At 60.6% G+C, this 24,618-nt stretch carries 22 protein-coding genes; 11 read left to right on the forward strand and 11 right to left on the reverse strand.

The window, feature by feature from the left end; genetic code table 11:
• Nucleotides 1-151: 151 nt before the first annotated feature.
• Nucleotides 152-739 (forward strand): GNAT family N-acetyltransferase, encoded by a 588-nt coding sequence (locus tag ACFVHU_RS02190; RefSeq protein WP_133833267.1) that lies wholly within the window; start codon nucleotides 152-154, stop codon nucleotides 737-739.
• A gap of 75 nt (nucleotides 740-814) precedes the next feature.
• On the opposite strand, the gene ACFVHU_RS02195 is transcribed toward ACFVHU_RS02190, so the two are convergent.
• On the reverse strand, nucleotides 815-1,963 hold the full coding sequence (locus ACFVHU_RS02195) for a M14 family zinc carboxypeptidase (protein WP_133833266.1): 1,149 nt from the start codon (nucleotides 1,961-1,963) through the stop codon (nucleotides 815-817).
• Nucleotides 1,964-2,370: 407 nt separating this feature from the next.
• Between ACFVHU_RS02195 and ACFVHU_RS02200 the strand changes: the two genes are divergently transcribed.
• Both ACFVHU_RS02200 and ACFVHU_RS02205 read left to right on the forward strand, forming a co-directional pair.
• Complete coding sequence (locus ACFVHU_RS02200) at nucleotides 2,371-3,660, forward strand: AI-2E family transporter (protein ID WP_105658490.1); 1,290 nt, start codon at nucleotides 2,371-2,373, stop codon at nucleotides 3,658-3,660.
• A 352-nt stretch (nucleotides 3,661-4,012) separates the two neighbouring features.
• Complete coding sequence (locus tag ACFVHU_RS02205; RefSeq protein WP_105661425.1) at nucleotides 4,013-4,219, forward strand: hypothetical protein; 207 nt, start codon at nucleotides 4,013-4,015, stop codon at nucleotides 4,217-4,219.
• Between the two features lie 63 nt (nucleotides 4,220-4,282).
• Here ACFVHU_RS02205 and ndk read toward each other — a convergent pair whose 3' ends face one another.
• Genes ndk through ileS form a run of 4 tightly spaced genes read right to left on the reverse strand, consistent with a single transcriptional unit; the run spans nucleotide 4,283 to nucleotide 9,786 of the window.
• Nucleotides 4,283-4,699, reverse strand: coding sequence for a nucleoside-diphosphate kinase (gene ndk / locus ACFVHU_RS02210; protein WP_388022197.1), 417 nt, complete (start codon nucleotides 4,697-4,699; stop codon nucleotides 4,283-4,285).
• Nucleotides 4,700-4,739: 40 nt separating this feature from the next.
• The gene (locus tag ACFVHU_RS02215; protein WP_105658487.1) at nucleotides 4,740-5,174 is read right to left on the reverse strand and encodes a DUF4233 domain-containing protein; all 435 of its coding nucleotides are present in this window, start codon (nucleotides 5,172-5,174) and stop codon (nucleotides 4,740-4,742) included.
• Entirely contained in the window at nucleotides 5,174-6,469 is a 1,296-nt protein-coding gene (locus ACFVHU_RS02220; RefSeq protein WP_388022955.1) for a bifunctional folylpolyglutamate synthase/dihydrofolate synthase, read from the reverse strand. Before ACFVHU_RS02220 ends, ACFVHU_RS02215 begins: the two co-directional genes overlap by 1 nt.
• A gap of 56 nt (nucleotides 6,470-6,525) precedes the next feature.
• Nucleotides 6,526-9,786 (reverse strand): isoleucine--tRNA ligase, encoded by a 3,261-nt coding sequence (gene ileS / locus ACFVHU_RS02225; RefSeq protein WP_332498953.1) that lies wholly within the window; start codon nucleotides 9,784-9,786, stop codon nucleotides 6,526-6,528.
• 428 nt (nucleotides 9,787-10,214) lie between these two features.
• On the opposite strand from ileS, the gene ACFVHU_RS02230 reads away from it, so the two are divergent.
• The 8 genes from ACFVHU_RS02230 (at nucleotide 10,215) to ACFVHU_RS02265 (ending at nucleotide 18,331) form a co-directional block, all read left to right on the forward strand.
• On the forward strand, nucleotides 10,215-10,685 hold the full coding sequence (locus ACFVHU_RS02230) for a hypothetical protein (protein ID WP_388022200.1): 471 nt from the start codon (nucleotides 10,215-10,217) through the stop codon (nucleotides 10,683-10,685).
• 9 nt (nucleotides 10,686-10,694) lie between these two features.
• Nucleotides 10,695-11,222 (forward strand): hypothetical protein, encoded by a 528-nt coding sequence (locus ACFVHU_RS02235; protein WP_332728608.1) that lies wholly within the window; start codon nucleotides 10,695-10,697, stop codon nucleotides 11,220-11,222.
• Between the two features lie 29 nt (nucleotides 11,223-11,251).
• Nucleotides 11,252-12,373 carry a UvrD-helicase domain-containing protein gene (locus ACFVHU_RS02240; protein ID WP_332498956.1) on the forward strand — a complete coding sequence of 374 codons (1,122 nt, stop codon included), beginning with the start codon at nucleotides 11,252-11,254 and terminating at the stop codon, nucleotides 12,371-12,373.
• 30 nt (nucleotides 12,374-12,403) lie between these two features.
• Nucleotides 12,404-13,651, forward strand: a complete 1,248-nt coding sequence (locus ACFVHU_RS02245) for a sensor histidine kinase (RefSeq protein WP_388022202.1) — start codon at nucleotides 12,404-12,406, stop codon at nucleotides 13,649-13,651.
• Complete coding sequence (locus tag ACFVHU_RS02250) at nucleotides 13,648-14,265, forward strand: response regulator (protein ID WP_388022204.1); 618 nt, start codon at nucleotides 13,648-13,650, stop codon at nucleotides 14,263-14,265. The genes ACFVHU_RS02245 and ACFVHU_RS02250 overlap by 4 nt, the downstream gene beginning before the upstream one ends.
• Before the next feature lie 112 nt (nucleotides 14,266-14,377).
• A complete protein-coding gene (locus tag ACFVHU_RS02255) occupies nucleotides 14,378-16,480 on the forward strand; it encodes an MMPL family transporter (RefSeq protein ID WP_388022206.1) in 2,103 nt (700 codons plus the stop codon).
• Nucleotides 16,473-16,916 (forward strand): DUF2871 domain-containing protein, encoded by a 444-nt coding sequence (locus tag ACFVHU_RS02260; RefSeq protein WP_388022208.1) that lies wholly within the window; start codon nucleotides 16,473-16,475, stop codon nucleotides 16,914-16,916. Before ACFVHU_RS02255 ends, ACFVHU_RS02260 begins: the two co-directional genes overlap by 8 nt.
• A 176-nt stretch (nucleotides 16,917-17,092) precedes the next feature.
• Nucleotides 17,093-18,331 (forward strand): exonuclease domain-containing protein, encoded by a 1,239-nt coding sequence (locus tag ACFVHU_RS02265; RefSeq protein ID WP_388022210.1) that lies wholly within the window; start codon nucleotides 17,093-17,095, stop codon nucleotides 18,329-18,331.
• Between the two features lie 90 nt (nucleotides 18,332-18,421).
• Here ACFVHU_RS02265 and ACFVHU_RS02270 read toward each other — a convergent pair whose 3' ends face one another.
• The 6 genes from ACFVHU_RS02270 to ACFVHU_RS02295 are packed head-to-tail and all read right to left on the reverse strand — an operon-like array spanning nucleotide 18,422 to nucleotide 24,617.
• Nucleotides 18,422-19,876 (reverse strand): FAD-dependent oxidoreductase, encoded by a 1,455-nt coding sequence (locus tag ACFVHU_RS02270; RefSeq protein WP_332594712.1) that lies wholly within the window; start codon nucleotides 19,874-19,876, stop codon nucleotides 18,422-18,424.
• 17 nt (nucleotides 19,877-19,893) lie between these two features.
• Nucleotides 19,894-20,673 (reverse strand): uroporphyrinogen-III C-methyltransferase, encoded by a 780-nt coding sequence (gene cobA / locus ACFVHU_RS02275; protein ID WP_105661435.1) that lies wholly within the window; start codon nucleotides 20,671-20,673, stop codon nucleotides 19,894-19,896.
• Entirely contained in the window at nucleotides 20,666-21,523 is an 858-nt protein-coding gene (locus ACFVHU_RS02280; RefSeq protein WP_105658476.1) for an ABC transporter permease, read from the reverse strand. The genes cobA and ACFVHU_RS02280 overlap by 8 nt, the downstream gene beginning before the upstream one ends.
• On the reverse strand, nucleotides 21,495-22,238 hold the full coding sequence (locus tag ACFVHU_RS02285; RefSeq protein ID WP_388022213.1) for an ABC transporter ATP-binding protein: 744 nt from the start codon (nucleotides 22,236-22,238) through the stop codon (nucleotides 21,495-21,497). The genes ACFVHU_RS02280 and ACFVHU_RS02285 overlap by 29 nt, the downstream gene beginning before the upstream one ends.
• Nucleotides 22,238-23,335 carry an ABC transporter substrate-binding protein gene (locus ACFVHU_RS02290; RefSeq protein WP_388022215.1) on the reverse strand — a complete coding sequence of 366 codons (1,098 nt, stop codon included), beginning with the start codon at nucleotides 23,333-23,335 and terminating at the stop codon, nucleotides 22,238-22,240. Before ACFVHU_RS02290 ends, ACFVHU_RS02285 begins: the two co-directional genes overlap by 1 nt.
• Nucleotides 23,322-24,617: a sulfate adenylyltransferase subunit 1 gene (locus ACFVHU_RS02295; protein ID WP_105658473.1), complete on the reverse strand. Its 1,296-nt coding sequence runs from the start codon at nucleotides 24,615-24,617 to the stop codon at nucleotides 23,322-23,324. Before ACFVHU_RS02295 ends, ACFVHU_RS02290 begins: the two co-directional genes overlap by 14 nt.
• Nucleotide 24,618: the final 1 nt, after the last annotated feature.

Raw genomic sequence — 24,618 nt, forward strand, 5'->3', positions numbered from 1 at the left:
CACTGCTTGTTGCACCCCGGCGCGCCACCGGCGCCAAGACATCCCGCTTCGGCCTTCGATCCGCGTCAAAACGTCCATCGGCAAGGCCGGAAAGGGTTCGCCGTCAACGATCTTCCGGATACTGTCCAGCTAGACCCGGTAGATTAGAAGCATGGCAAGTGACATATGGAACACAGAAAATGCCCAGGACTACGGAATCAACCTGCTGATTTCCGAACACCTTCGGCTCCGTGAACTACAAGAGGAAGATCTTGCGTTCCTCACCCAATGGTGGAATAGCCCAGAATTCATGGCCCTGCAGGGCAACCTGGTACTTCCCCACCCGATCACCGAAGCCGCAGAACTCTTCAAGTCGCGCAGCGTCAACCGTGGCACTACCGACGGCGTGGGACTTTCCATCACGCTTCCCGACGACACGCTGATCGGGCACACCGCTTTGTACGACTACAACGCGCCGGCCCGTTCCGCCGAATTGATGATCATGATCGGTGGTTCAAATGTGGGCCAAGGCTATGGCACCATGGCCACCAAGATGATCATCGACTACGGCTTCCGCGAGATGGGCTTGAACCGCATCGGCTTGAACGCCTGGGCGTACAACGAGCGCGCACTGCGCACCTTCAACCGCGCAGGATTCCGCGAAGAGGGCCGAGTGCGCCAGGCTGGATTCCACGATGGGTCGTTCCACGACAAGATCATCATGGGCCTGCTGGCCAAGGAGTACTTCAACGCCAGGTAGTCCGCACAGGCAGAGAACGAGACCTCAACAGAGCTGGGGCCGCGCACTGCGCGGCCCCAGCTCTGCTGCGTCAGTTCACTTCTGGACCAGACCCGCATAATCGGTCTGATAGCCCGTTACAGGCTGGTGAGGGATTTCTTCCCAGCGTTCTGGATCTTCTTGCTGGACTTCGCCCGATGCCATTCCGAGCAGCAATTCCTTGAGCGCAAGAACATTTTGGCGAATCAACTTGCCGCGGGACTTCTGCCCGAGGCTTCCGTCACTGCTATTTCCACTGGTTTCAAAGAAGACCACCGGGTTCCGATGCCCGTCGGCATTGAGCCCCCGGTAGTTCAAGCCCAGCATCATTGCAGAGACGACGCCGCCCTTGATGTCGATTTCCATTCCGTCGCCCACCTGGTAGCGGTCGATGTTGAACGCGCCGTACTTCGACAGCTCGTCATACACATGCACTTGCATCTGGCGAGTAAGCACGTCATAAGCGCCATTCTCGATTCCAGGCAAGGTCGGGCCGCCTGGCGCGAGGGAGATACCGAGCGACAAAGTCACGTCATCGCCTGTACCCCACTCCTTCTTCAGGCCCTGGTGATGCACATCGACGCCGAACGCGGGATCCACCATTGTCCAGTACTCGTAATACGCCAGCGATTCGTTGGCAACGAAGCCCTCCAGCGTCCAATCGCGGTTCAGGTCGACTCTTTGCTGGTTGCCCTTGGCATCAAGCTGCGGAGCATTCGTTTCCTGATCCCACAAAATTGTCTGCCGAACATTCTCCTCCGAACCGTCGGGGTTGTACATCGGGATGAAGTGGAAGGTGTACTTGTCACGGAGCAGGTCGTAGTCTGCCGATCCGTTGGCGCCAAGCTCCTTGAGCAGCGTCAGGAGCGAGTCGGTTCCATAGGGCTCATTGCCGTGGATGCGCCCCTGCAGCCAAACGTCCTCAGGGCCGTGCCCCGCAGTTGCCACATACAGATCCCTGCCCTGTTCTGACTCGCTGACCTGCGTTCCTGCCTCTTGGAGCGTGAACGCATCAACGTCGAACCGGGAATTGGATTCGATCTTCTGCAATTCCTTGACTGTGTCTTCGTAGCTGAGAATGCTCGAAATATTTGTTTCTCCGTTAGGCGACGGGAAATTGGCATCGGCGTTGGCCGGCGCCGCTAACCCCAGCGGCGCAACGACGGCGAAGACCGCCGCACCCAGCGCGATGGATCGCTTGGACAATGATGATTTCCTGGGATCTGGCAAAGCTTTGCTCCTTGTACCGTGCGAGTGCTCGAATGGCCCGTGGTGCATTCCGATTGACTAATCCAAATGGCACCAGCCACACCTCACCTTATGTGACCTGCCGCACGATGACAATGGACCGGCGCATACCGCGACATTGCACCTCAAGAACGGATTTGCGAAAAGCCGGGCATCATTGCAGCCACCGTCGCCGCAGAGCCATTCCCGCCGCAGGAATGCCGGGGAAATCAGCCCGTGGGTGCACGAATCAAAGCCTTCGGGCACGAAAACGGGTTAGTGGCCAGTGCGAACGCCAAAAAATCAACATTTCGGTGTTGCCTTGGGACCTTGTCAAGTCGTTAGCCTATTGTTAGAGCTATCAGAACCAGCTACAAGGAGCGACTATGGCTTTTTTCCGTAAGGTCAGGCCCGCCGCGTTGTTGAAAAAGCAACCTCAGGACGACAAGCCGACACCTGCCGAGCACCACCGTGTTCCGGCCAGGGACGCCAAACCAGATTTCACGGTCACCAGCCTGTGGACCGACTTGCTAGGACGCCTAGGCATTCGAAGCGCCCAGCTGCTGGTAGTTGGCGCGCTGGCAACATTCCTCATCATCGGCATGCTCCGCTTGACCATGATCGTGATCCCGACGTTGCTGGCAGTCATCATTTCCTGTGCGTTGTGGCCCCTGGTGGTCAAGCTGCGCAAGTTTGTTTCCCCGATGCTGGCAGCATGGATCGTTTTCCTCGGATCCCTATTGGTCCTCGGAGGCATTGGCACCGGCCTGGTCTTCTCGGTCATCAAGGAATGGCCAAAGCTCGTTGACCAAGCTGTTGAAGGTTTCAACCAGCTCAATGACATGGTTCAGGGCTTCATCGGCACGATGCCTTTCAGCGTCGACCAGAGCCAGATCGATAATGTTGTCGAAACGGTAACCGGCTTCTTGACCAGTTCCCAGTTCGGCACCGGCGCTTTGAACACGCTGAGCGCAGCAGGCAGCTTCGTGACCGGCTTGGTCCTGCTGCTGGTGATCCTGTTCTTCTTCCTGAAGGACGGCGACAAGATCTGGGCCTTTGCCGTGTCGTGGACTCCACGCCACTACCGCAACAAGTGGATTCTTTCCGGCGACCGCGCGCTGCGCACCTTCGGCGGCTACATCCGCGGTACTGCCACCGTGGCCGCAGTGGATGCTTTGGGCATCACCGCGACGCTGCTGATCGTGCAGGTTCCACTGGCCATCCCGCTAGGCGTCATCGTCTTCCTCGGCTCCTTCGTGCCGATGGTAGGTGCGACCGTTGCCGGCATCTTGGCCACGCTGATTGCATTGGTTACCAACGGACCTGTGGTGGCGCTGATCGTGCTGGCTGCCGTGATCCTGGTGAACCAGCTGGAGGGCAACTTCCTGCAGCCGGTCGTCATGGCCAACGCCCTGAGCCTGCATGCACTGGTCGTGCTGATGGCACTGACCGCAGGCACCGTCCTGGCGGGCATCGTTGGCGCCGTCCTGGCGGTGCCACTGGTGGCCGCTTCATGGGCGGTGATCAAGGTATGGACCGGGCGCGACAAATCCGATGCGGTGGCTGAAGCCAGCGAGGACATCAAGTCTGAAGTCGAGATCAGCGAAGAGCAAGCAGCTTTCGACAAACTCGAAGCGAAGGAACAGCACCAGGAATCCCTCAAGGATTCCGAGTAGCTGTTGCGGCTGGGGCGCTCCTGCACGTCAGGGGCGCCCTTCCTTTTGCCACTTAAATGCTCTTGATCGAATTATTTCCAATTAATTCTCAAAGAGTTCCTGCCCTCATCCAGCCCCGGCTTCCCGGGGTTTTCGCGCTGGGGACAAGACCGGTGGACCCGATCCCGCGTTGCCGTGGATGTGGTTTGTGTGTTTAATGTGACTGAAGTGATGGAAGTGGAGCGACGCGGGATGCGCAATCGCCTTGAGAAGTTTTGCTGCATGTCTTCGTTTTCCCCAACAGGGAAAACCCGCGCCACGCTTCGCCCGCAATCAATGTGCTAACGCGCACTGAAGACTGGGAGGTATCCACGTGCTGGAATTCAGCAATGACGGAGCAGATAAGTATCTTTCGCACATAGTCGGCCCTATCACCGACCACCACCAGGTGGTCAGGATCGGCGCTGCAGAGCAGCTGCCGCTGGACTCGACCGCACAGGCGCTCGGAAGTTCGGTGCAGCAGGCAGCTAGCCCGCAAGGAGCTATGCTCGCCCAGGACAGTTTGGATGACTGGTTCTAGGACCCGCTTCCAGGCATGAAAAATCCCGGCAGTTTCCAACTGCCGGGATTTTCGCGTTTCGATCTACTTGCCGAACCAGATGCCGATCTCGCACTCGGCGGACTCGACGGAGTCCGAACCGTGGACCAGGTTCTGCTGGACCTTCAGGCCCCAGTCGCGGCCGAAGTCGCCACGGATGGTGCCTGGAGCCGCGGTGGTCGGGTCGGTGGTGCCAGCCAGCGAACGGAAGCCGGGGATAACGCCCTGGCCTTCAGCCACGATCGCCACCACCGGACCGGAGAGCATGAACTCAACCAGCGGTTCGTAGAATGGCTTGCCTTCGTGCTCTGCATAGTGCTCGGCGAGCAGCTCGCGAGTAGCTTCCAGCTGCTGCAGCTTGGCAATGGTGTAGCCCTTGGCTTCAATGCGGCCAAGGATCTGTCCGGTCAGACCGCGCTTGACGCCATCTGGCTTGACCAGGATCAGGGTACGTTCAGTCATGTGACTACCTCTTCGTATCGTTGATGTACTTCTTAGGTTCTCAGGCTTGCTCGGGGTTCGCTTTTTCCCAGGCTTCTTGGGCGGCGGCGCGGCGCTTGTTCACTGCGTCGATTTCGCCGCCCTTGTTCAGCGCATACCACCAGCACAGGGCGAAGGCCGCTGCGAGGTAGAACATGTCCGGCAGGATGAAGCCGCACAGGAAGAACACTACCTGCAGGATCCAGCCGATGATGTAGCCGATCTTCTTGCCCAGCAGCGCGCAGTTGAAGATGCACAGCAGCGCCACGGCAGCGCCGAGGCTGAGCACGACCACCGGTTCTCCGCCACGCTTGAGCCCGAAGGCCGCGAGGGTGACGAATACCGCCAGCAGCGCCTCGCAGACCAGCACTGTTGATGCGAACATCATTTTCGTGGAGCGCTGCTTCTTCTTCATCCCAGGACGCCACTCGCGCTGGGCACGGGTGAGTTTAGCCATCAGGATTCGCCTCCCTTGAGCAACAGTGAAATCTCGCCCACCAGCGTAATCGAACCGGTCACCAGCACGCCGCCGGACAAGTCGTTGCCTGCCTCGGCGCGGCCCACCGACCATTCGATGGCATCTTCCAGGTCCTCGGTGACGTGGATGTCCTCTTCCGGCCAGCCAGCGTCGATCGCCATGGTGGACAGTTCGCCGGCCGGGATGGCCCGCGGCGAGGACGACTGGGTGATGCAAATGTCCTCAACCATGTCACCGTACTGCTCGCGCATGGTGTAAAGCATTGCTTCGGCGTCCTTCTCCTGCAAGATGCCAACCATCAGCACCAGGCGGGTGAAGCCGAAGGATTCCTTGATCGCCTCTGCGGTGACGCGTATGCCATCCGGGTTGTGGCCGGCATCCACCAGGATGCTCGGTGCCGCGCGGACCAGTTCCAGGCGGCCCGGGCTGGTGGCGGCCGCGAAGCCGTCGCGGACCAGATCGGCATTCAGCTCGCGCTGGCCGCCGCCCAGGAAGGCCTCCACCGCAGCCAAGGCCACGGTGGCGTTCTGCGCCTGGTGGGCACCGAACAATGGCAGGAAGATCTCGTCGTAGCGCGCCGCTTGGCCCTGGATGGACAGCAGCTGCCCACCCACGCCATGCTGGCGTTCCAGGAGCTTGAAGTCCAGGCTGTCGAAAGCTGCCGGCACCTCAAGCTCGCGGGCGCGAGCCAGCAGCACGTCGGCGGCATCCACCGGTTGCACCGAAGAGACCAGGTAGCCGCCGGGCTTGAGGATGCCGACCTTTTCTTCGGCAATCTCGCCCGGGGTATCCCCCAGCAGATCGGTGTGGTCCAAGGAGATCGGGGTGATCACCGAAACGTCGGCATCTGCCACGTTGGTGGCGTCGGTGATGCCGCCCAGGCCGACTTCGAGCACCACGACATCCACCGGAACCTCGGCGAAAACCGCGAAGGCCAGGATGGTGACAGCTTCGAAGTAGGTCAGCTTGTTTTCGCCGCGCTCGACGAGCTCGGTGTCCACGATCTGAAGGAACGGGCTGATTTCATCCCACACGCGCACGAAGGTCCCGTCGTCTACCGGGGCACCGTCAATGGCGATGCGCTCGGTGACCGAGATCAGGTGCGGCGAGGAGTAGCGGCCGGTGCGCAAGTCGTGCGCCATCAAGAGCGACTCGATCATGCGTGCGGTCGAGGTCTTGCCGTTGGTGCCGGTGATGTGGATGACCGGGCAAGCCTTGTTCGGCTCGCCGAGGATCTCCATCGCGCGGAACATCGGATCCATGCGCGGTTCCATCTTGTTTTCCGGCGCACGGGAGAGAAGTTGCGCGTAGACGCGGTCCAATTCGCTCACTAGTTGGCCTCGACTTTGCCAGAATCCAGCTTGGCCACGGTGACCTGCTCGCCATCTACCGAATCATCGGCGACAAGTTCCAGCTGCGCGGTCAGGGTTTCACCTGCCACCAGCTCGCGGTTCGCTTCCAGTGCCGCTATGGCGGCCGTGTTGGCGGTGACCACGGTGTGGATGCGATCCGATACCTGCAGGTCCGCGTCCTTGCGGGCGGACTGGATGGAGCGGATCATGTCGCGTGCGGTGCCCTCGGCAGCCAGTGCCTCGGTGACCTCGGTATCCAGCACCAGGAAGCCGCCGTCGATGACTGCCGCGGCAATTTCGCCTGCTGCATCCACCACGGTGTCCAGGGTGTACTCGCCTTCGGCCAGTTCCAGTCCTCCCGCGGTGACCACCCCGTCGGTGACCGACCAGTCCCCGGACTTGGCGCCCTTGATCGCCTGCTGCACGTTCTTGCCCAGGCGCGGACCGGCCGCACGGGCGTTCACTACCAGCTGCTGGCTGATGCCGTAGCTGGCGGCGTCGACGCCTTCGGCATCGATCAAGGTGACGGCCTTCAGGTTCAGCTCGTCCTTGATGATCGACGCGTAGGTGCCTTCCAGGCGGGCAGCGCCGGTGAGCACGACCTTCAGCTCGGCCAGCGGCAGGCGCACGCGCAGGTTCTTGGCCTTGCGCAGCGAGGAGCCCACGGAGCAGATCTTGCGGGTGGTTTCCATGGTTTCCAGCAACGCGGCGTCGGTTGGGAATTCGCTGGCTTCTGGCCAGTCCTCCAGGTGCACCGAACGTTCGCCGGTCAGCCCGCGGAAGATCTCTTCGCTGGCCAGCGGCAGCAGCGAAGCAGTGACCTTCACCAGGGTTTCCAGCGCGGTGTACAGGGTGTCGAAGGCCTGGGTGTCTTCATCGAAGAAACGCTGGCGGCTACGGCGCACGTACCAGTTGGTCAGGGTGTCCATGTACTGGCGCACGGCCTCGGTAGCATCGGAGACCTCGTAGGAATCCAGTGCCTCGGTGACTTCGCGCACCAGCTGGCCCGTGGCGGCCAGCATGTACTGGTCCAGCGGGTCGGTGGAGTCCATCGAGCGCTTGGCCTCGTAGCCGGCCCCGTTGTTGGCGGAGTTGGTGTAGAGGTTGAAGAAGTGCCAGACGTTCCACAGCGGCAGCAGCACCTGGCGCACGCCATCGCGGATGCCCTGTTCGGTCACGACCAGGTTGCCGCCGCGCAGGATCGGCGAGGCCATCAGGAACCAGCGCATGGCATCGGAGCCGTCGCGGTCCAGGACCTCGGTGACATCCGGGTAGTTGCGCAGGGACTTGGACATCTTCTGCCCGTCCGAGCCCAGCACGATGCCGTGGGAGATTACGTTGGTGTAGGCCGGGCGGTCGAAGAGCGCGGTGGAGAGCACGTGCATGGTGTAGAACCAGCCGCGGGTCTGTCCGATGTACTCGACGATGAAGTCCGCCGGGTGGTGGCCGGAATCGAACCATTCCTGGTTGTTGAACGGGTAGTGCACCTGGGCGTACGGCATCGAGCCGGAGTCGAACCAGACATCGAGCACGTCTTCCACGCGCTTGAGGGTGCCGGATTCGGCGCAGCCCTCATGGGCCTTGGTCAGCTCGTCGATGAATGGGCGGTGCAGGTCAGGCTGGCCTTCGTGGTTGACCGGCATGCGGCCGAAGAAGTCCTGCATTTCCTGCAGCGAGCCGAAGACTTCGCGGTGCTCGCATTCGGCACCGGTGCATTCCCACACCGGGATCGGCGAACCCCAGTAGCGGTTGCGCGAGATGGACCAGTCGCGGGCGTTTTCCAGCCACTTGCCGAACTGGCCGTGCTTGACATTGCCCGGGATCCAGTTGATCTGCTCGTTCAGCTCGACCATGCGGTCCTTGAACTTGGAGACCTCGACGTACCACGAGGAGATCGCGCGGTAGATCAGCGGGGTGCGGCAGCGCCAGCAATGCGGGTAGGAGTGCTCGTAGGAGGCCTGCTTGACCAGCTTGGCCTCGTCCTTGAGCACATTGGTGATGCTCTTGTTGGCGTCGAAGACCTGCACACCGGCGATCTCGGCCAGCGGGCCGTTGCCGAAGACAGGAAGGAACTTGGCGCCCTCGTCTACCGAGAGGATCACCGGGATGCCGTGCTCTTCGCAGACCTTCTGGTCATCCTCGCCGTAGGCCGGAGCCTGGTGCACGATGCCGGTGCCGTCGGCCACAGTGACGTAGTCGGCGGTGAGAATCTGCCAGGCGTTTTCGGTGCCGTACTTCTCGGTGTCGGTGTACGTGTCCCACAGCGGCTGGTAGCGCACGCCGGCAAGCTGCTCACCGGTGTAGCTGGAGGTGATGGCCGCAGCGGCTTCCTTGGCATCCTTGTAGCCCAGGTCCTTGGCGTAGGAGCCCAGCAGGTCGCGGGCCAGCAGGAATGGCCCGGCGGCGGCCGAAGCCTTCACGCCGGCCTCGCCTGCAGGAACCACGACGTAGTCGATCGCCGGGTGCACGGCCAGTGCGGCGTTGGTTGGCAGGGTCCACGGGGTGGTGGTCCACGCCAGGGCCTGCACGCCGGCAAGTGCCTTGGAGGCTTCGGTTTCACCGGCAAGGATGGTGAAGCCCACGGTGACGGTCTGGTCCTGGCGGTTCTTGTAGACGTCGTCGTCCATGCGCAGCTCGTGGTTGGACAGCGGGGTCTCGTCCTTCCAGCAGTACGGAAGCACGCGGAAGCCCTTGTAGGTCAGATCCTTGTCCGAAAGCTGCTTGAAAGCCCAGATGACCGATTCCATGAACTCGACGTTCAGGGTCTTGTAGTCGTTTTCGAAGTCGACCCAGCGAGCCTGGCGGTTCACGTACTGCTTCCACTCATCGGCATACTTCATCACCGAGGTGCGGCAGGCGTCGTTGAACTTGTCGATGCCCATGGCTTCGATCTGCTTCTTGTCGGTCATGCCCAGCTGCTTCATGGCTTCCAGCTCGGCTGGCAGGCCGTGGGTGTCCCAGCCGAAGCGGCGCTCCACGCGCTTGCCGCGCTGGGTCTGGTAGCGCGCTACCAGGTCCTTGACGTAGCCGGTGAGCAGGTGGCCGTAGTGCGGCAGGCCGTTAGCGAAGGGAGGGCCATCGTAGAAGACGAATTCTTCGCCCTCGCGCTGGTCAATGGAGGCCTGGAAAGTGTCGTCGTTCTTCCAGTATTCGAGGACGCGCTTCTCAAGATCTGGGAATCGCGGTGAAGCCGGGGTCGAACCGGTTGGGTCTGTAGTGACCTTCGGGTAGAAGCTCATCGAATGGGCCGTCCTTCAAGCGTAGGGTCGATAAATCCTTGCCTACGAGGACGGCACGAATGCCGCGGTACCACCCCGCTTATCCCCCGCCGCAATGATGGGGAATCGCTTATCTTCAGCTGTGACGGGCTGGTCCCGTTCGGTTCTACTTGGCGTTCATGATGCTCGCGGTTCTTCCGAAGACTCACCGGTGATAGCCGGATCAAAGTCGCAGTCCTTATATCCTACCGCGTGATGCCCCAGCTGAAAATTCCCGGCAGCCTTCGAAATGCAAGTGAGCGCAGGCTCACAGTACGCAGCTGGAAAACCGAAAACGCCATTCCCTGCATTTTCAGGATAGCGCGCCCAGGGGGCCTTGCCGCAAGGCCCCGCAGAGGGTCCATAATCAATATCTTCCCCACGAGAACTAGCTAGACCAAGGAGCCCGCGTGCCTGCCAAAATCGCAAACACCAGCTATTTCGATGCCATCGAACACAGTCCAGTACCGGAGAACTCGGCCGAGATTGGCGAGGACCAGCAACGGCTCTGCGAAATTGCCAACCGGGTTGGGCAGCTTCGATCCGAAATTTTGGAGCGCATCGCCCGACGAGGACAAGACCAGGCCGGCGTGCTGCAGCAATCCCTTGAACGCGATGTTGAACTCAGCGAATTAGCCCAGCGGCTGCGCCAGCTGGACCGCATGGGTCCCTACGCCTGCTTGGGCTTCATGGAAACAGCCGGGACCGGCGAGCGCCTCTACATTGGCCGCAGTGGCTTGAGCGACGACCAGGGCAAGCAACTGCTGCTTGATTGGCGAGCCCCTGCAGCAGAACCATTCTTCGCCGCTACCCATGAGAAGGACCATGGGTTGGCCATGAGACGCCGCTACCGTTGGCGCCGGCAACGCATCTGCGACTAATGGGATGAAGTGTTTGATTCCTCCCAGCTGGCTTCCCATGCCCGCCTGGATGACCACTCTTCATTTCTCGCTTCCCTTGGCAGCAAGCGTTCACCAAAAATGCAGGACGTGCTCGCAACCATCCAGTCGGACCAGGACGCGATCATCCGGAGAAGCTCGCAAGGCGCGCTGGTAGTTGACGGAGGGCCGGGTACCGGCAAGACGGTGGTCGCCCTGCATCGAGCCGCCTATTTGCTGCATGCGGACCCACGGCTTCAACGCCAGGGTGGCAAGGTTTTGGTGGTAAGCCCGCACGAGGCCTATAGCTCCTATGTCGCTGACATTCTTCCGAATCTCGGCGAGGACGAGGTGCTCATTTCAACACTTTCGAACATAGTTTCGATTGGCGATGATTTGCCCTCGGAACCGGATCACGGAGTCCACCGCATTAAATCCAGCCTGGCAATGCTGGATGCAGTCAAGAGGGCCGTGCAGGTCTTTGAAGAGCCCCCTCGGCTGACCTTCAAATCGACTTTGGGGAAGCTCAAGCCACTCTGACAACGCAGCTGTGGCGCACTGCGGTCACCATGATTGGCGAAGCAACGCCGCACAATGAAGCACGCATCGAATTGCGTGATGCCCTCATTGATCAATTGCTCCCCCAAGCCCTCATTGGCGAAGACACGAAGCCACTGCCGCGCTCGGAGTGGGAGAGAAATCCAGCACTGAATGGGTTGCTCGATGAGCACTGGCCTGTCCTGGATCCATGCAAGCTGCTGCGGGCGCTCTATTCAACCCCGGAGCTGCTCCGCTACAGCGGCAGAGACCTTGGCAACGAAGAGATCGAAAAGCTACTGGCAAGTTCGGCTTCTGGCCGATGGACCACGTCGGATATTCCGCTGATTGACCTTGCGCGCTTTCTCATTGGCGACCCGCACAGCGAAGCGAAACGTCGTGATGAACAGTTCAGAGTGCACGCCGAGCGTACTCGATGGAAAAACGTCGTTGATGATCTGATGGACTCGGTTGACGACAACGAGGATCTGGCATCCCAGCTCATCCACCACGATCTCCAGGAGCAGCTTCTCGCCGGAGCTCCGGAGAACAATTTGGCCTCGCTCAATTACGACGGACCCTTTTCGCATGTCATCATCGATGAAGCCCAGGACCTGACCGATGCGCAATGGGCAATGATCCAACGCCGTTGCCCATCAGGGAGCCTGACGATTGTGGGCGATAGGGCCCAGGCCGTTCACGGCTTCAACACGACATGGGAACAGCGTTTGGCCAGGATTGGCATTCGCGGCATCTCCGTATCCCGCTTGCGGGTCAACTACCGCAGCACGGCACAGATCATGGAAGCAGCCGCAGAACAGATCCAGGCACAGATGCCCGAGGCGAACGTGCCGCGATCATTGCGCACGGATGGTGCACCGGTGCGTTATGCCCGCCTGACCGAACTGGAATTAATACTCGATGATTGGCTAGGCGAAAATGCCGAGGGCACGGCGGCAGTTATCGGGGCCTCTGGCTTCCACAACTCTGGCAGGGTCCGCTTTCTTTCGCCAGAGAACGCCAAGGGCCTGGAATTCGATCTGGTGCTCGTCTGCCAGCCACGCTCCTTCGGCACCGGATTAAGCGGAGCCGTGCGCAGATACGTGGCCATGACCAGAGCGACAGCTCAACTGGTAATACTTGCCGATCAATAACCGGCAGCAGCCTTTAGTAGGCTGGCATTCATGAGTACTTCCGAGCCGCAGTGGTTGGACACCCAGAATCAGCAGCACTCGTTGGCCTCGCCAGTGGTGCTGCGCTGGGGGCAGCACCTGGTGACGGCAATCCTGCTTGCCATCGCGTTGCTGCGACAGATTTCAGCGCAAGGAAATGTCCTGCCCGCGATCCTCGTCTCGGTACTCTTCGCCACTTGGTACAGCCTCGGCTTCGTTTCCCGTGCCAAGAAAGGAGTCTTCGCCAAGCCCGCGTGGTGGTTGGCGCTGCTGCTAGGGATCTGGATTGCAAGCCTCTTCGTTTCCGCTGAATTCATGTGGTTGGCCTTCAGCCTTTGGCTTCTCCTGGGCCACCAGCTGCCATTTCTTCCCTCAATATTGTGGTCAGTGGTCGTCTACGCCTTTACTTTGCTCGCTCCCTACCTGCACAATGCCGAGCTCAGCATTGCCGCCATTGCCGGCCCCTTGGTTGGCGGGCTATTCGCCTGGGGCATCTCCCGCGGATACCTGCAGATGGAACGCGACGCGGAAGCACGTACTTCCCTGGTGGATTCCCTGGTGCGAGCCCAGCAGGAAATGGCAGACCTGCAAGGAGAATTGGCCCGCTCCCAGCATGAGGCTGGCATCGCCACCGAACGCACCCGTCTGGCCCGCGAAATCCACGACACCGTCGCCCAGCAGCTCTCCTCCATCGGATTGCATGCCAAGGCGGCCGAAGCGTCCAGGGATCCCGAAGCTGCCTCGGCGGCCCTGAGCCGCATCGATGAGCTTTCCGGGCAGGCGCTGACCGATTTGCGTCGCATCATCGCCGCCCTGGCTCCGGCAGAACTCGATTCCCAGGCGCTCGCCGGAGCCTTGGGCCGCGTCTTGGAGAATTTCAAGGCCGATTCGAAGTTGGAGACCCGATTGGATATCGAACCGGGGCTGCCCACTTTGGATCCGAATGTGCAGATCGCGCTGCTGCGCACCACCCAATCCGCCCTGTCCAACGTGCTGCGCCATGCCCAGGCCTCCACGGTGGCGCTCAGCCTGGGGTCCAGCGGCGACGAGGTACGTTTGGATATTGTCGATGACGGCATCGGCTTCGTTCCCAATACTGGTCGCGTGCAAACCAGTACGCACACCGGAGGCTTCGGCCTGACCGCAATGAACCAGCGCCTGCGCGAACTCGGCGGCGGTTTGGATGTCGAGAGCTCACCCGGTGAAGGCACCGCCCTGTGCGCCCACCTTCCGCTTCGCTTAGCAAAGGACAACTCATGATCCGGATCCTGCTGGTCGACGACCACCCCATCGTGCGGACCGGCCTGCGCGCGCTGTTCGAGAACTACGACGACATCGTTGTCATTGGCGAGGTTTCCAGCGGCGAGGAAGCGGTGGAATTCGTCAAGGCCAGCACCGTCGATGTGGTGCTCTGCGACTTGCGCTTGGGTGCCGGGATGAATGGCGCACAAACCACCGCGGCGATCCGCCAACTGGCCAAACCGCCTTATGTGCTGATCCTGACCACCTTCGACAAGGACTCAGAGCTGCTCACTTGCATCGAAGCTGGAGCTGCCGGCTACCTGCTCAAGGATGTCAGTGCCCAGACCATCGTCGAATCCATCCGCCAAGCCTCCGCCGGGCACATGGTCCTGGCCCCGGAGATGACCCAGCGCGTTGTCGAGGGCATGCGCCGTCCCAAAATCGAGCTCACCAAGCGCGAAAAGGACGTATTGGTCCAACTGTCTACCGGTGCCGGCAACAAGCAGATCGCCAAGGCCCTGTTCGTCTCGGAGGCGACGGTCAAAACCCACCTGGTCCACATTTTCGACAAGCTCCAAGCAACTACGCGTACCGACGCGATCAACAAGGCCAAAGACCACGGACTGCTGTAGCTGATCAACAGAATCCCGGTGACACGCCGGGGTGCGTCTCAACCTTTCGGTTGAAGTTTTATTCACCCCTTTCCACGATGGCCTGACCTGCGAAATCTCGTTAACTGGAACTATGAAAGTTCCAGTTATCCCCCGGATCGGCGATTCGCTGACCAACCGCCGCGGAGCCCGCATTTGGGCCGCCGGCATCTTTGCAGTAGTTCTCGTTCTCTTTGGTGCGCTGAGCAGCATCCAAGCCCCAACCCGTGCGGCCAGCTCCCTGGTCGAAGGCTCCGAATCGGCACAGGTCGCCGAAATCCTGGATGCCAACACCAGCGATTCCCAGAGCTCGGCTTTGCTGGTGGCCAACCGCACCGATGGCCATGCGTTGAGCAATGCCGACACCGCTGCCCTTGATGAGCAGACCGCGGCGCTAGCCCACGACGCGGAGGTGTCCGCCGGCCGCACCATGGCCAGCGAAGACCAGCAGGCAGCCATGGTTCCGCTCACCTGGGATACGGTCTCCGATACGGCCGACCGCCAGAAGCTGGATGAGGTCCGCAACTGGATCCAGGCCCATCCCATTCAGGGGCTGGCCGTGCAGGTCACTGGTTCTACCGCCTTCGCAGTAGATATCACCAATGCCTTCGCCGGGGCGGACTTCACCCTGCTGGCCGTCACGGTGGGCATCGTGGCAGTCTTGCTGATCCTCACCTACCGTTCGCCGGTACTCTGGCTGATCCCGCTGGTCGTTGTTGCCCTCGCCGATCGCAGCGCCTCCCTGGTGGCGAACCTGCTGGGCAACGCCTTCAATCTGCACTTCGACTCCGGCGTGCTCAGCGTGTTGGTCTTCGGCGCCGGTACCAACTACGCCTTGCTGCTGATCTCCCGTTACCGCGATGAACTGCAGAAGAATGCTGATCACCGCCAGGCGCTGTCCAAGGCGTGGGCGGCCAGCTTCGAAGCGATCCTGACCTCCAACCTCACCGTAGTGCTGGCCCTGCTGACCTTGGGACTGGCCGTCATGGAAGATACCCGCGGGCTGGGCATCGTCTGCGCCGCTGGCTTGCTGATCGCTGCGTTCTTCGTGCTCTTTGCGCTGCCACCGATCCTGGCCTTTGCCGGGCGCAAGGCGTTCTGGCCGCTGGTCCCCCGTCCGGGACAGGAAAGCAAGAAAGAAAACTTCTTCGGACGTGCTGCTCGTGCTGTGATGACCCGTCCGGGCCTGAACTTGGCAGCATTGGCGGTCTTGCTCATGGTGCTGGCTGGAGCGTTGACCGGCACCCGTATCGGCCTGGACCAGACCCAGCAGTTCCGTACCGCCACCGAGTCTTCCAGTGCCATGCAGACCCTGGCTGAGCACTTCCCCGCAGGTGAAACCCAGCCGATCACCGTGTTGGCGCAGGGAACCGATGTCCAGGTCCTGCGAGATGAATTCTCCGGAGTCGACAACGTCAAGCGTGTTGGCGAATCCTCCCAGCTCGGCACCACGCCATGGCAGCAGTTCTCTGTCATCTCGGCTGTCGATCCCAGCTCGGCCATGGCGCAGGACCTGATAGCGGACCTGCGCGGTGCTGCGGCAACCGGCAGCACCGGGCAGGTGCTCATTGGCGGGCAGAGCGCCGAACAGCTTGATTCGCACCAGATGCACCTGCGCGACCTGTTCGTGATTGCCCCGCTGATCATGGTCATCTGCTTCGTGATGCTCGGCTGGCTGACCCGTTCCTGGCGAACCGCACTTGCCTTGGGTCTGGTGAATTTGCTCAGCGCGGCCGCCGCCGTCGGCTTGGGTTCCCTGGTTTCCTCGGTGGTCTTCGAGGCCAACGCCTTGGATGTCCAGGTGCCGCTGCTGGCCTTCGTCTTCTTGGTCGCCTTGGGCGTGGACTACACCATCTTCTTGACCCAGCGAGTTCGCCAAGACTCGCAGGTGCTGGCGCTGGGCGACGCAGTGGTACTGGCCGCAAGCCGCACCGGTTCGGTGATCACCAGTGCCGGGCTCGTGCTGGCAGGTGTCTTCGCGGCACTGGCAACACTGCCGCTCACGGTATTAGGCCAGCTCGGCCTGATCGTCGGACTCGGCGTCCTGCTGGACACCTTCGTCGTTCGCACCCTGCTGCTCCCGGCGCTGTTCGCAGTCCTGGACTCAGGCAAGCATCCACTCTTCGGCACAACTTCCTCCGCTGCAGAAGCAACTGCAGAACCAACCGTTCAGAAAGAAAACAAAATCAATGCGTAAGCTCGTGAATTTCTCCTTCGCCTACATGGTCCTCGGTGTAGCTTCCGGTCTTTTCTACCGTGAATTCACCAAGATGAACGGCTTCGCTGAAGGCCAGTGGACCCAGCTCTCCGTAGTCCACACCCACCTGCTGGTGCTGGGCTTCATCATCTTGCTGCTGGTGCTCCTTCTGGAAAAGGCCTTCGGCCTGAGCCAGCACCGCAAGCTCTTCGCGTGGTTCATGGGCACCTACAACGCGGGCGTGATCCTAACCGCGGGCATGCAGCTCACCCACGGCATCATGACCGTACTAGGCGTTGAGTCGTCCAAGATGATCTCGGGCATCGCGGGTCTTGGCCACATGTCGATCACCGCAGGCATGATCTTGCTGTTCATCATGCTGCGCCGCAGTGTCGGCGCCCAGAAGCCAACCCAAAAGGTTGAGCTGGCCGGCTAGACCAGCCAAGTACCACAGCGGAACTGAAACTCGGCCCAGACGAAGATCGTCTGGGCCCAGTTCGCTCGCGCTTCTGGCCCCCACTGCCAGGACCCCAAGATTGGCCACTTGGCTAAGGATAAAATGATCCGCTGCTGCTATAGATTGAGCTAACAATCTTTCTCCCAGGAGCGGTCATGAGCGACGAATTCTTTTCCATCGTGGATACCGAAACCACCGGCCTGTTCCCCGGAGGGAACGACCGCATCGCCGAAATTGCGATAGTCACCATGAATCGGCAGGGCACGATTGTCGACTCGTGGGAAACACTGATCAACCCGCAACGCGATCTTGGCAAGCAATCAATCCATGGCATCCAGAGCCGCGACGTGCTCGATGCGCCCAGCTTCAAGGACCTGGCAGAAGAACTGCATTGGAGGCTATCGGGCACAGTGCTCGTGGCACACAACCTTTCCTTCGATTCCAGATTCCTTGAGGCTGAATTCCGCAAGTGCGGCCTGCCGGTGCCCGAGACCTTCCTGGCGCAAGGAATGTGCACCATGCGAATGTCCCACCGCTACCTGCAAGGCGCAGGCCGCTCGCTTCAAGACTGCTGCGATTCCTTTGGCATCGAGTTGCAACAGGCTCACAGCGCAGTGGGAGATGCGACGGCCACAGCGACATTGCTTTCGCGCTACATGGAACTGGATCCCGATGAACCAGAATGGGACGGACGACTGCGTTTAGCCTCGACAGGGCGGTGGTTTGATTCCACGCCGCGCTCGCGCGTCGTTCCAGTTAAGCGGTCCCAGTACAGAGCTGAATCTGCCGGGCATTTTCTGGAAAAGCTTGCGACCCGGTTGCCGGAATTTTCGGGCACGGCTACGGAGGAGAACTACTTGGCCGTACTGGATTTAGCTTTGATGGACCGCTACGTATCAGCCCATGAAGAAGCCCAGCTGCTCCAGGCCGCCACTGAAATTGGTTTGGATAAGCACCAAGCGCTGAGATTGCACGAACTGTACTTCCAACAGCTTGTCGCAACGGCTTGGTCCGATGGCGTACTGACCGAAGACGAAATAGCCGATCTGGCGAAAGTCATCGGAATGCTAGGACTTCCGCCGCAGCTAATCGAGGTAGCCAAGGTGGCGCCGGTGGCTTCCGAAGATCACGAACCCATCCGCGAGCCTCAGGGCAATCATCAGATCGATCTCGGCGCCATGGTGGTGCTCACCGGCGATATGACTCGTCCGCGTTCGGAGATTGAAGCTCAGCTTGCGTCCGCAGGGTTCACCCCTCATCGCGCGATCACCAAGAAAGTAGCCTTGCTGGTGGCCGCGGATCCTGACTCGCTCTCCGGCAAAGCCAAGAAAGCACGCGACTACTGCATCCCTGTTGTCGGCGAAGATTATCTCTGGAACACCCTACTCCGCTGACACCCGCGCCAGGTACAGCAATGGGCGATGTCCCCCAGCAATGATTTGCCGAGGGACATCGCCCATAGTTGCTAGAGCCCGGGGTGAAACTTACAGGCTCTCAACCAATTTTTTTGCCGAAGAGAATTCCATCATCGCTTCGCGCTCTACGACCTTGACGCGGTCGCGAGTGATCTCGCCGAAGCGAGTCGAAACGGTGCCGGCTGCGGCGCCCAGTTCCTTCTCGTGCGCGTCCAAGTTCTTCCAGCCATCCCAGTTGGAGAAGTTCACGCCGCGGCTTTCGAGCAGTTCCGAGATCTTCTGGGAAGAATCCGGCTGCGCCAGCTTAGTGAGGTCTTCAAGCAAGTGGGTAATGGTCTCCAGGGCGTCGCCCTTGGTGTGGCCAATCAGCCCAATCGGGCCACGCTTGATCCAGCCAGTGGCATACAGGCCGGGAACGTGAGCGCCGGACGCGTTCAGCACGCGGCCTTCCACGTTGGGCAAAACGCCCTTGGCCCCGTCGTATTCAATGTCGTCGACTGCCGAACCGAAGTAGCCGACGGCACGGTAGATGGCCTGCAGCGGGTACTCGACGAATTCGCCGGTGCCGCGTGCGCCGCCATTTCCGTCGAGCTCGTTGCGCTCCACCTTCAAGCCGGTGACCTTGCCATCTTCGCCCAATACCTCGACTGGCGACTGCAGGAAGTGCAGGTGCAGGCGGCGCGAGGCGCTTGGAGCTTCTTCACGCTCTTCCTGCTCGATCAGCCAGTTGGTCAGGGTGGAGACCATGGTCTTGGTCTGGTTATTGGTCTTCATGGCTTCATCCGAAGCCTTGTCGAACTCGAAGTCCTCTGGATACAGGACGATGTCAACGTCCTTGGAGTGCGAGAGTTCGCGCAGTTCCAGCGGGGTGAACTTCACCTGGGCCGGGCCACGGCGGCCGAAGACATGCACGTCGGTGACGGCCGAGTCATTCAGCTGCTCGTAGATGTGCTCAGGGATTTCGGTTTCCAGCAGCTGGTCAGCATGCTTGGAAAGGATGCGGGCCACGTCCAGGGCAACGTTGCCGTTGCCGATGACAGCAACTTCCTTGGCGGACAGGTCCCAATTCTTGTCAACATCTGGGTGTGCGTCATACCAGGACACGAAGTCGGCGCCGCCGAAGGACCCTTCAAGATCGACACCTGGGATGTTCAGGTCAGCGTCCTTCTGGGCGCCGGTGGAGATGATCACTGCGTCGTAACGGGTATGCAGGTCTTCCAGCGAGATGTCGCGGCCCAAGCCGACGTTGCCGTAGAAGTCGATCCAGTCGTTGTCCAGCACCTTGTGCAGGGCGTTGATGATGCCCTTGATACGCGGGTGATCCGGGGAAACTCCGTAACGGATCAGACCGAATGGCGTAGGAAGCTCGTCAAAGAGATCAACGTGCAGCTTCAGTTCTCCCGATGCGACCGGCTGGCTCTTGTTGAGCAGGTCAGCGGCGTAGATGCCGGCCGGACCGGCACCAACGATGGCAACACGCAGCGCCCGGGAATGGAGGTGCTCAGGGACGATAATTTCACTCATCAAACAACTTCTCTTTCTTAGTCAACGAATGAGGCCGGCGCGGTGGCATCGGCATTCTCTAGCGGCAGGAGGTCTACCAGTTGGTCGGAGGCTTCCGGGGCTAGCCGAACGACGTCACCAATAACGATAACGGCCGGATTCGCCACTGCGGCCTTGCGGGCGCGCTTTACTATCCCTTCTAGCGTACCGATAGTTGTGCGCTGCGTCTGTGAGTAACCTCGCTCAACTATCGCAATCGGTGTACTTGACGGTAAACCACGGGTAAGCAATGTCTCAACAATTTGTGGCAAATTCGATACTCCCATCAGCACCGCAAGGGTGTGATCGGAGCGGATCGGCACGTCCGCGAGTTCGCTGTGTCCACTGACTACGGTAAAACCGGCCGCAATTCCCCGGTGCGTGACGGGAATGCCAGCGGCCATGGGCACGGAGACTGCACTGGTAATGCCGGGAATCACACGCGTAGGGATCCCGTATTTCGCGGCGTGGAGCAGTTCTTCGCCGCCGCGTCCAAGTACAAACGGGTCGCCACCTTTGAGGCGAACTACCCGCTTACCTTCTAAAGCGTACTTGACCAGTAATTCATTGGTTTCATCCTGGGTTTTGACGTGGCAGCCTGGTGACTTGCCCACATCGATGACAACCACATCATCGGAAAGTTCTGCCAGCAACGCGGTAGGTCCCAGCTTGTCGGCCAAAACCACTTCCGCGGCAAGCAGGGCCTTATAGCCGGCGATGGTAATCAGCTCGGGATCCCCCGGTCCACCGCCAATCAGGGTGATATGCCCTTTAGCCATTGTTTTCTCCCGTTCGGGTCATTCCTCGATCGCGCAACAGCTTGCGTTCAATCGGAGCGAAAAATACCAATTCGATCAGCACACCCACCAGCAGGATGGTCAAGATCACCAGCATGACCAATGGCAGGTCTGCCAGATCGCGGCCCCGTTGCAGCAGTGAACCGACGCCTAGGGCCAGCGAACCGCCCACGGCAATCAATTCGGCAGCCATCAACGAACGCCAAGCGAAAGCCCAGCCCTGACGCAGTCCGGCTACATACCCTGGCATGGCAGCTGGCAGCTCAATGTGCAGCACATGCTCCCATTTGGAGGCACCGAGCACCTTGGACAAGGACTTGTACTGCGCTGGAATCATGTCGATCCCGGCGAGCAGGCCATTGATGATGGATGGAATCGCGCCGAGCAGCAGAACCGTGTAGATGGTCGCATCGCTCAGGCCAAAAAGAATGATGGCTGCGGGAACCCACGCAATAGAGGGCAATACCTGCATGGCCGATACCAGTGGCCCCACCCCCTTGCGCAACAGCGGCTGATGCGCCAGCAGCAACGCCAGCGGGGTGGAAATAATCACGGCAATCGCAAATCCGCTCACGGCGCGGAACAACGAATTGCCCACGGCCGCAACCAATGATCCATCTGCCAGCAGTTGCGGAAGCTTAGCCGCGACAGCCAGTGGACCGGGGAAAAGGTCTTCACGCAGTGGGCTTGCCCAGGAAATAATTTGCCACAGGCTCAGAAGCACAACCACAGTGAGCAAGGGGGCAACCCATGAATCGAGCTGGTTGTTCGGGCGTAGCTTGATAACGCGCACGGGTTTGAACCTAGTTCGAGATTCTGTCAGTGAGCTCATGTTTCCGCTGCTCCTTTCTGAGAATCGTGGTTAGTTCATCGGCCAATGCGGCGGCCTGGGCCGGGTTATTGCGGAGTTCGCCGGTGATCCGGCGATTCTCCAGGATGCGCCCGGGGTGCGAAGAAAGCACCAGAATGCGGCCGGAGAGGCGAATCGCCTCACGCACATTGTGGGTGACGAAGATGATGGTCTTGCCCGTTTGCCTCCACAAGGCCCGCAACTGCTCATGGAGCATGTCACGCGTGATGGCGTCCAGGGCGGCAAATGGCTCATCCATCAACAGAACCTGGCGGTCCTGAGCCAAAGCCCTGGCCAAAGCTACGCGTTGGCGCATGCCGCCAGAAAGTTCATGCGGCTTCTTGCCGCTTGCATGCCCCAGCTGAACGAGGTTGAGCAGTTCCTCGACGCGTTGCTGGCGTTCCGGAGCTGGCTTCCCCGCGAGCTTGAGCGCCAGGTCAACGTTCTCGCTGGCTGTCAGCCACGGCAGGAGGTTGGCATCCTGGAACATGAATGCCGCGCCGTCTTCAGGTACTTCAAGCCAGCCGGAGCTGGGCGGCAGTAACCCAGCAATCATGTTGAGCAAGGACGACTTGCCGCAGCCTGAGGCCCCCAAGACAGCGATAAACTCTCCGTCTTCAATTTCTGCACTGAGGCGATCTATGACCAAGCCAGTGCCTGGATAGCTCAGGGAAACTTCATTCAGCCGTACTCCCATTACTTCTCCTGCTGTTCAAGAAAACGCGTATCCACGAGTCCGTCTGCGTTACCGCCAGACCCCACTCCTACGGCTAATGCGTGGTCCACGAGTGACTGGTAGGTTTCAGGCAGGGGATCCTCGCTGAAGTGCACCTGCTTCAAGGCTTCAGCGATCACTGATTCGTCAAAGGAACTTCCGTTGGCTTCGACCAAAGCTTTCTGCACAGCCGCCAACTTCTGTTTTTCGTCCGCATGATTGAGCCAATCGATGGCTTGGGTATTTGCATCGACCAGCTTCTGCACGGTTTGCGGATGGCGAGCCATGAATTCCTTGGAGACCACCAGAACCGTTGTCGGGAACTTGCCGTCGGGCCAGAGCTCGGCTTCATTCACCAAGCGGTGTCCCCCGTTCTTCTCGACTAGCAATGAAGCGTAGGGCTCCGGAAGCCAAGCACCGTCAATTTCACCGCGGCCGAAAAGCTGTGCGACGGTTCCATTGGAGCTCGGGGTCACTGTGGCGTCCTGTTTCAAGCCCAGGCCCTTCAGGTAGCTGCGCAAGGCAACATCCTGGGTTCCGCCGAATTGCGGGCTGGCCAGATTGCTGCCGGCCAGTTCCTCGGGCTTAGTGATCTTCTTGTCGACAACCAGGCTGGCTCCGCCGTAGGCGACGCCGGACACCACGTTCAACGACTCGCCATCGCTGGACAGGTAGCTGTTCAACGCCGGGTTTGGCCCCAGATATGCGGCGTCGATGGCCCCCGAGTTCAAGGCTTCTACGGCTGCCGGTCCCGCGTTGAATATCTGGCTTTGGACACTGGTACCGTCTTCTTCAAGGTGATCTTGGAGAAGACCTTCGGACTGGGCGATCAAGGCCGGAGCATGGGTGAGGTTGGCGAAATAGCCAATCTTCAGCTCATCTGCCGGTCCGTGATGCGCCGCCTGCGCTGGTACTTCATTTGGTCCCGGAAGAAACGTCGTCGCCACAGCAACTGCGCTCAATGCTCCGACCGCCGCCAGCCCGAGGAAGCGTCCTCGGAAGCCGGTCTTCTGCCCATGAGCCGTCAGCCGGACCCGCCCTTGGTTTCCTGTTGGCTGGCCAACATCAGGCTGCTTCATTATTTTCCTCGATGATCCCCGCCGCAAGGGTGCGCCCCGTAGCTGGATCGATTAGCAGGAAGCTTCCGCCAGTGCGCGAGGTGGCGTACTGCTCGATGGCCAACGCTGCCTGGCTGCGCAAGGTGATCCGGCCCAGGTCGTTGAGCTCCAAGGAGTGGGCGGGCTGCTGCGAATAGTCGGCCACGTTGATGACGTAGTCGATGGTTGACAGCTTGGCTGCGGCGACCTTGGTACCGTGCTTGATCAACAGCCGTTGGCCGCTAGTGAGCTTCACTGGATCCAATACGCAGATGTTCGCCTGGAACTCCCTGTGCGCGGTTGGCAGTTCGCCGGCGACGATGGTGTCGCCGCGGGCAATATCCAAGTCGGTCTCCAGCTCGACAACGATGGCTTCGCCGGCCTGGGCGCGGTGCGCGGTACCAGCAGGGGTGCTGATGGCCTTGATCCGGCTGCTCACCGGCTGGCCGTTGGAGAGCACCTGCACGGACTCCCCCACGGCCAAGCTGCCGTCAACCAGAGTTCCGGCATATCCGCGGTAGTCGCGGTACGCGTCCGGGTCCAGGCCTGGAGCCAAGGCGCCCTGCGGGCGGATCACGTACTGGACATCCAGACGGGCAGTGCCCCCGCCGAGCCGCGGCTCGATGTCCTCTAGCAGCCCGAGCAAGGTCGGGCCGGCATACCAGTGCGCGGAAGCCGAAGGATCGACTATGTTATCTCCCTGAAGCGCGGAGACCGGGATGACGGTGGTTGACTTCAGGCCGAGTTCTCCGGCGAGCGCGAGTACTTCGGCCTCGATCTGGCTGAAGGCCGCTTCGTCCCAGTCGATCAGGTCCATCTTGTTCACGGCGATGACCAGTTGCGGAACCCGCAGCAAGGCGAGCACGCCAAGGTGGCGCCGGGTCTGCTCCAGCACGCCGTGCCTCGCGTCAACCAGCACGATCGCCGCGTCTGCGGTCGACGCGCCGGTGACGGTGTTGCGGGTGTACTGCACGTGTCCGGGGCAATCGGCCAAGATGAAGGACCGCTTGTCGGTGGAGAAGTAGCGGTAGGCCACGTCGATAGTGATGCCCTGCTCGCGTTCGGCGCGCAGCCCGTCGGTGACCAGCGCGAGGTCCAGGGTTCCAGCGCTGCCGCCGAAGCCGCGTTCGGCGCTGGTACGGGCCAGGTCATCGAGCGAGTCGGCGAGGATGGCCTTGGCGTCATGGAGCAGGCGGCCCACGAGAGTGGACTTGCCGTCGTCGACCGAACCGGCGGTAGCGATGCGCAATAGTGTGGTGGTCATC

The sequence above is a fragment of the Glutamicibacter sp. NPDC127525 genome (assembly GCF_042672105.1).
Classification (GTDB): Bacteria; Actinomycetota; Actinomycetes; order Actinomycetales; family Micrococcaceae; genus Glutamicibacter.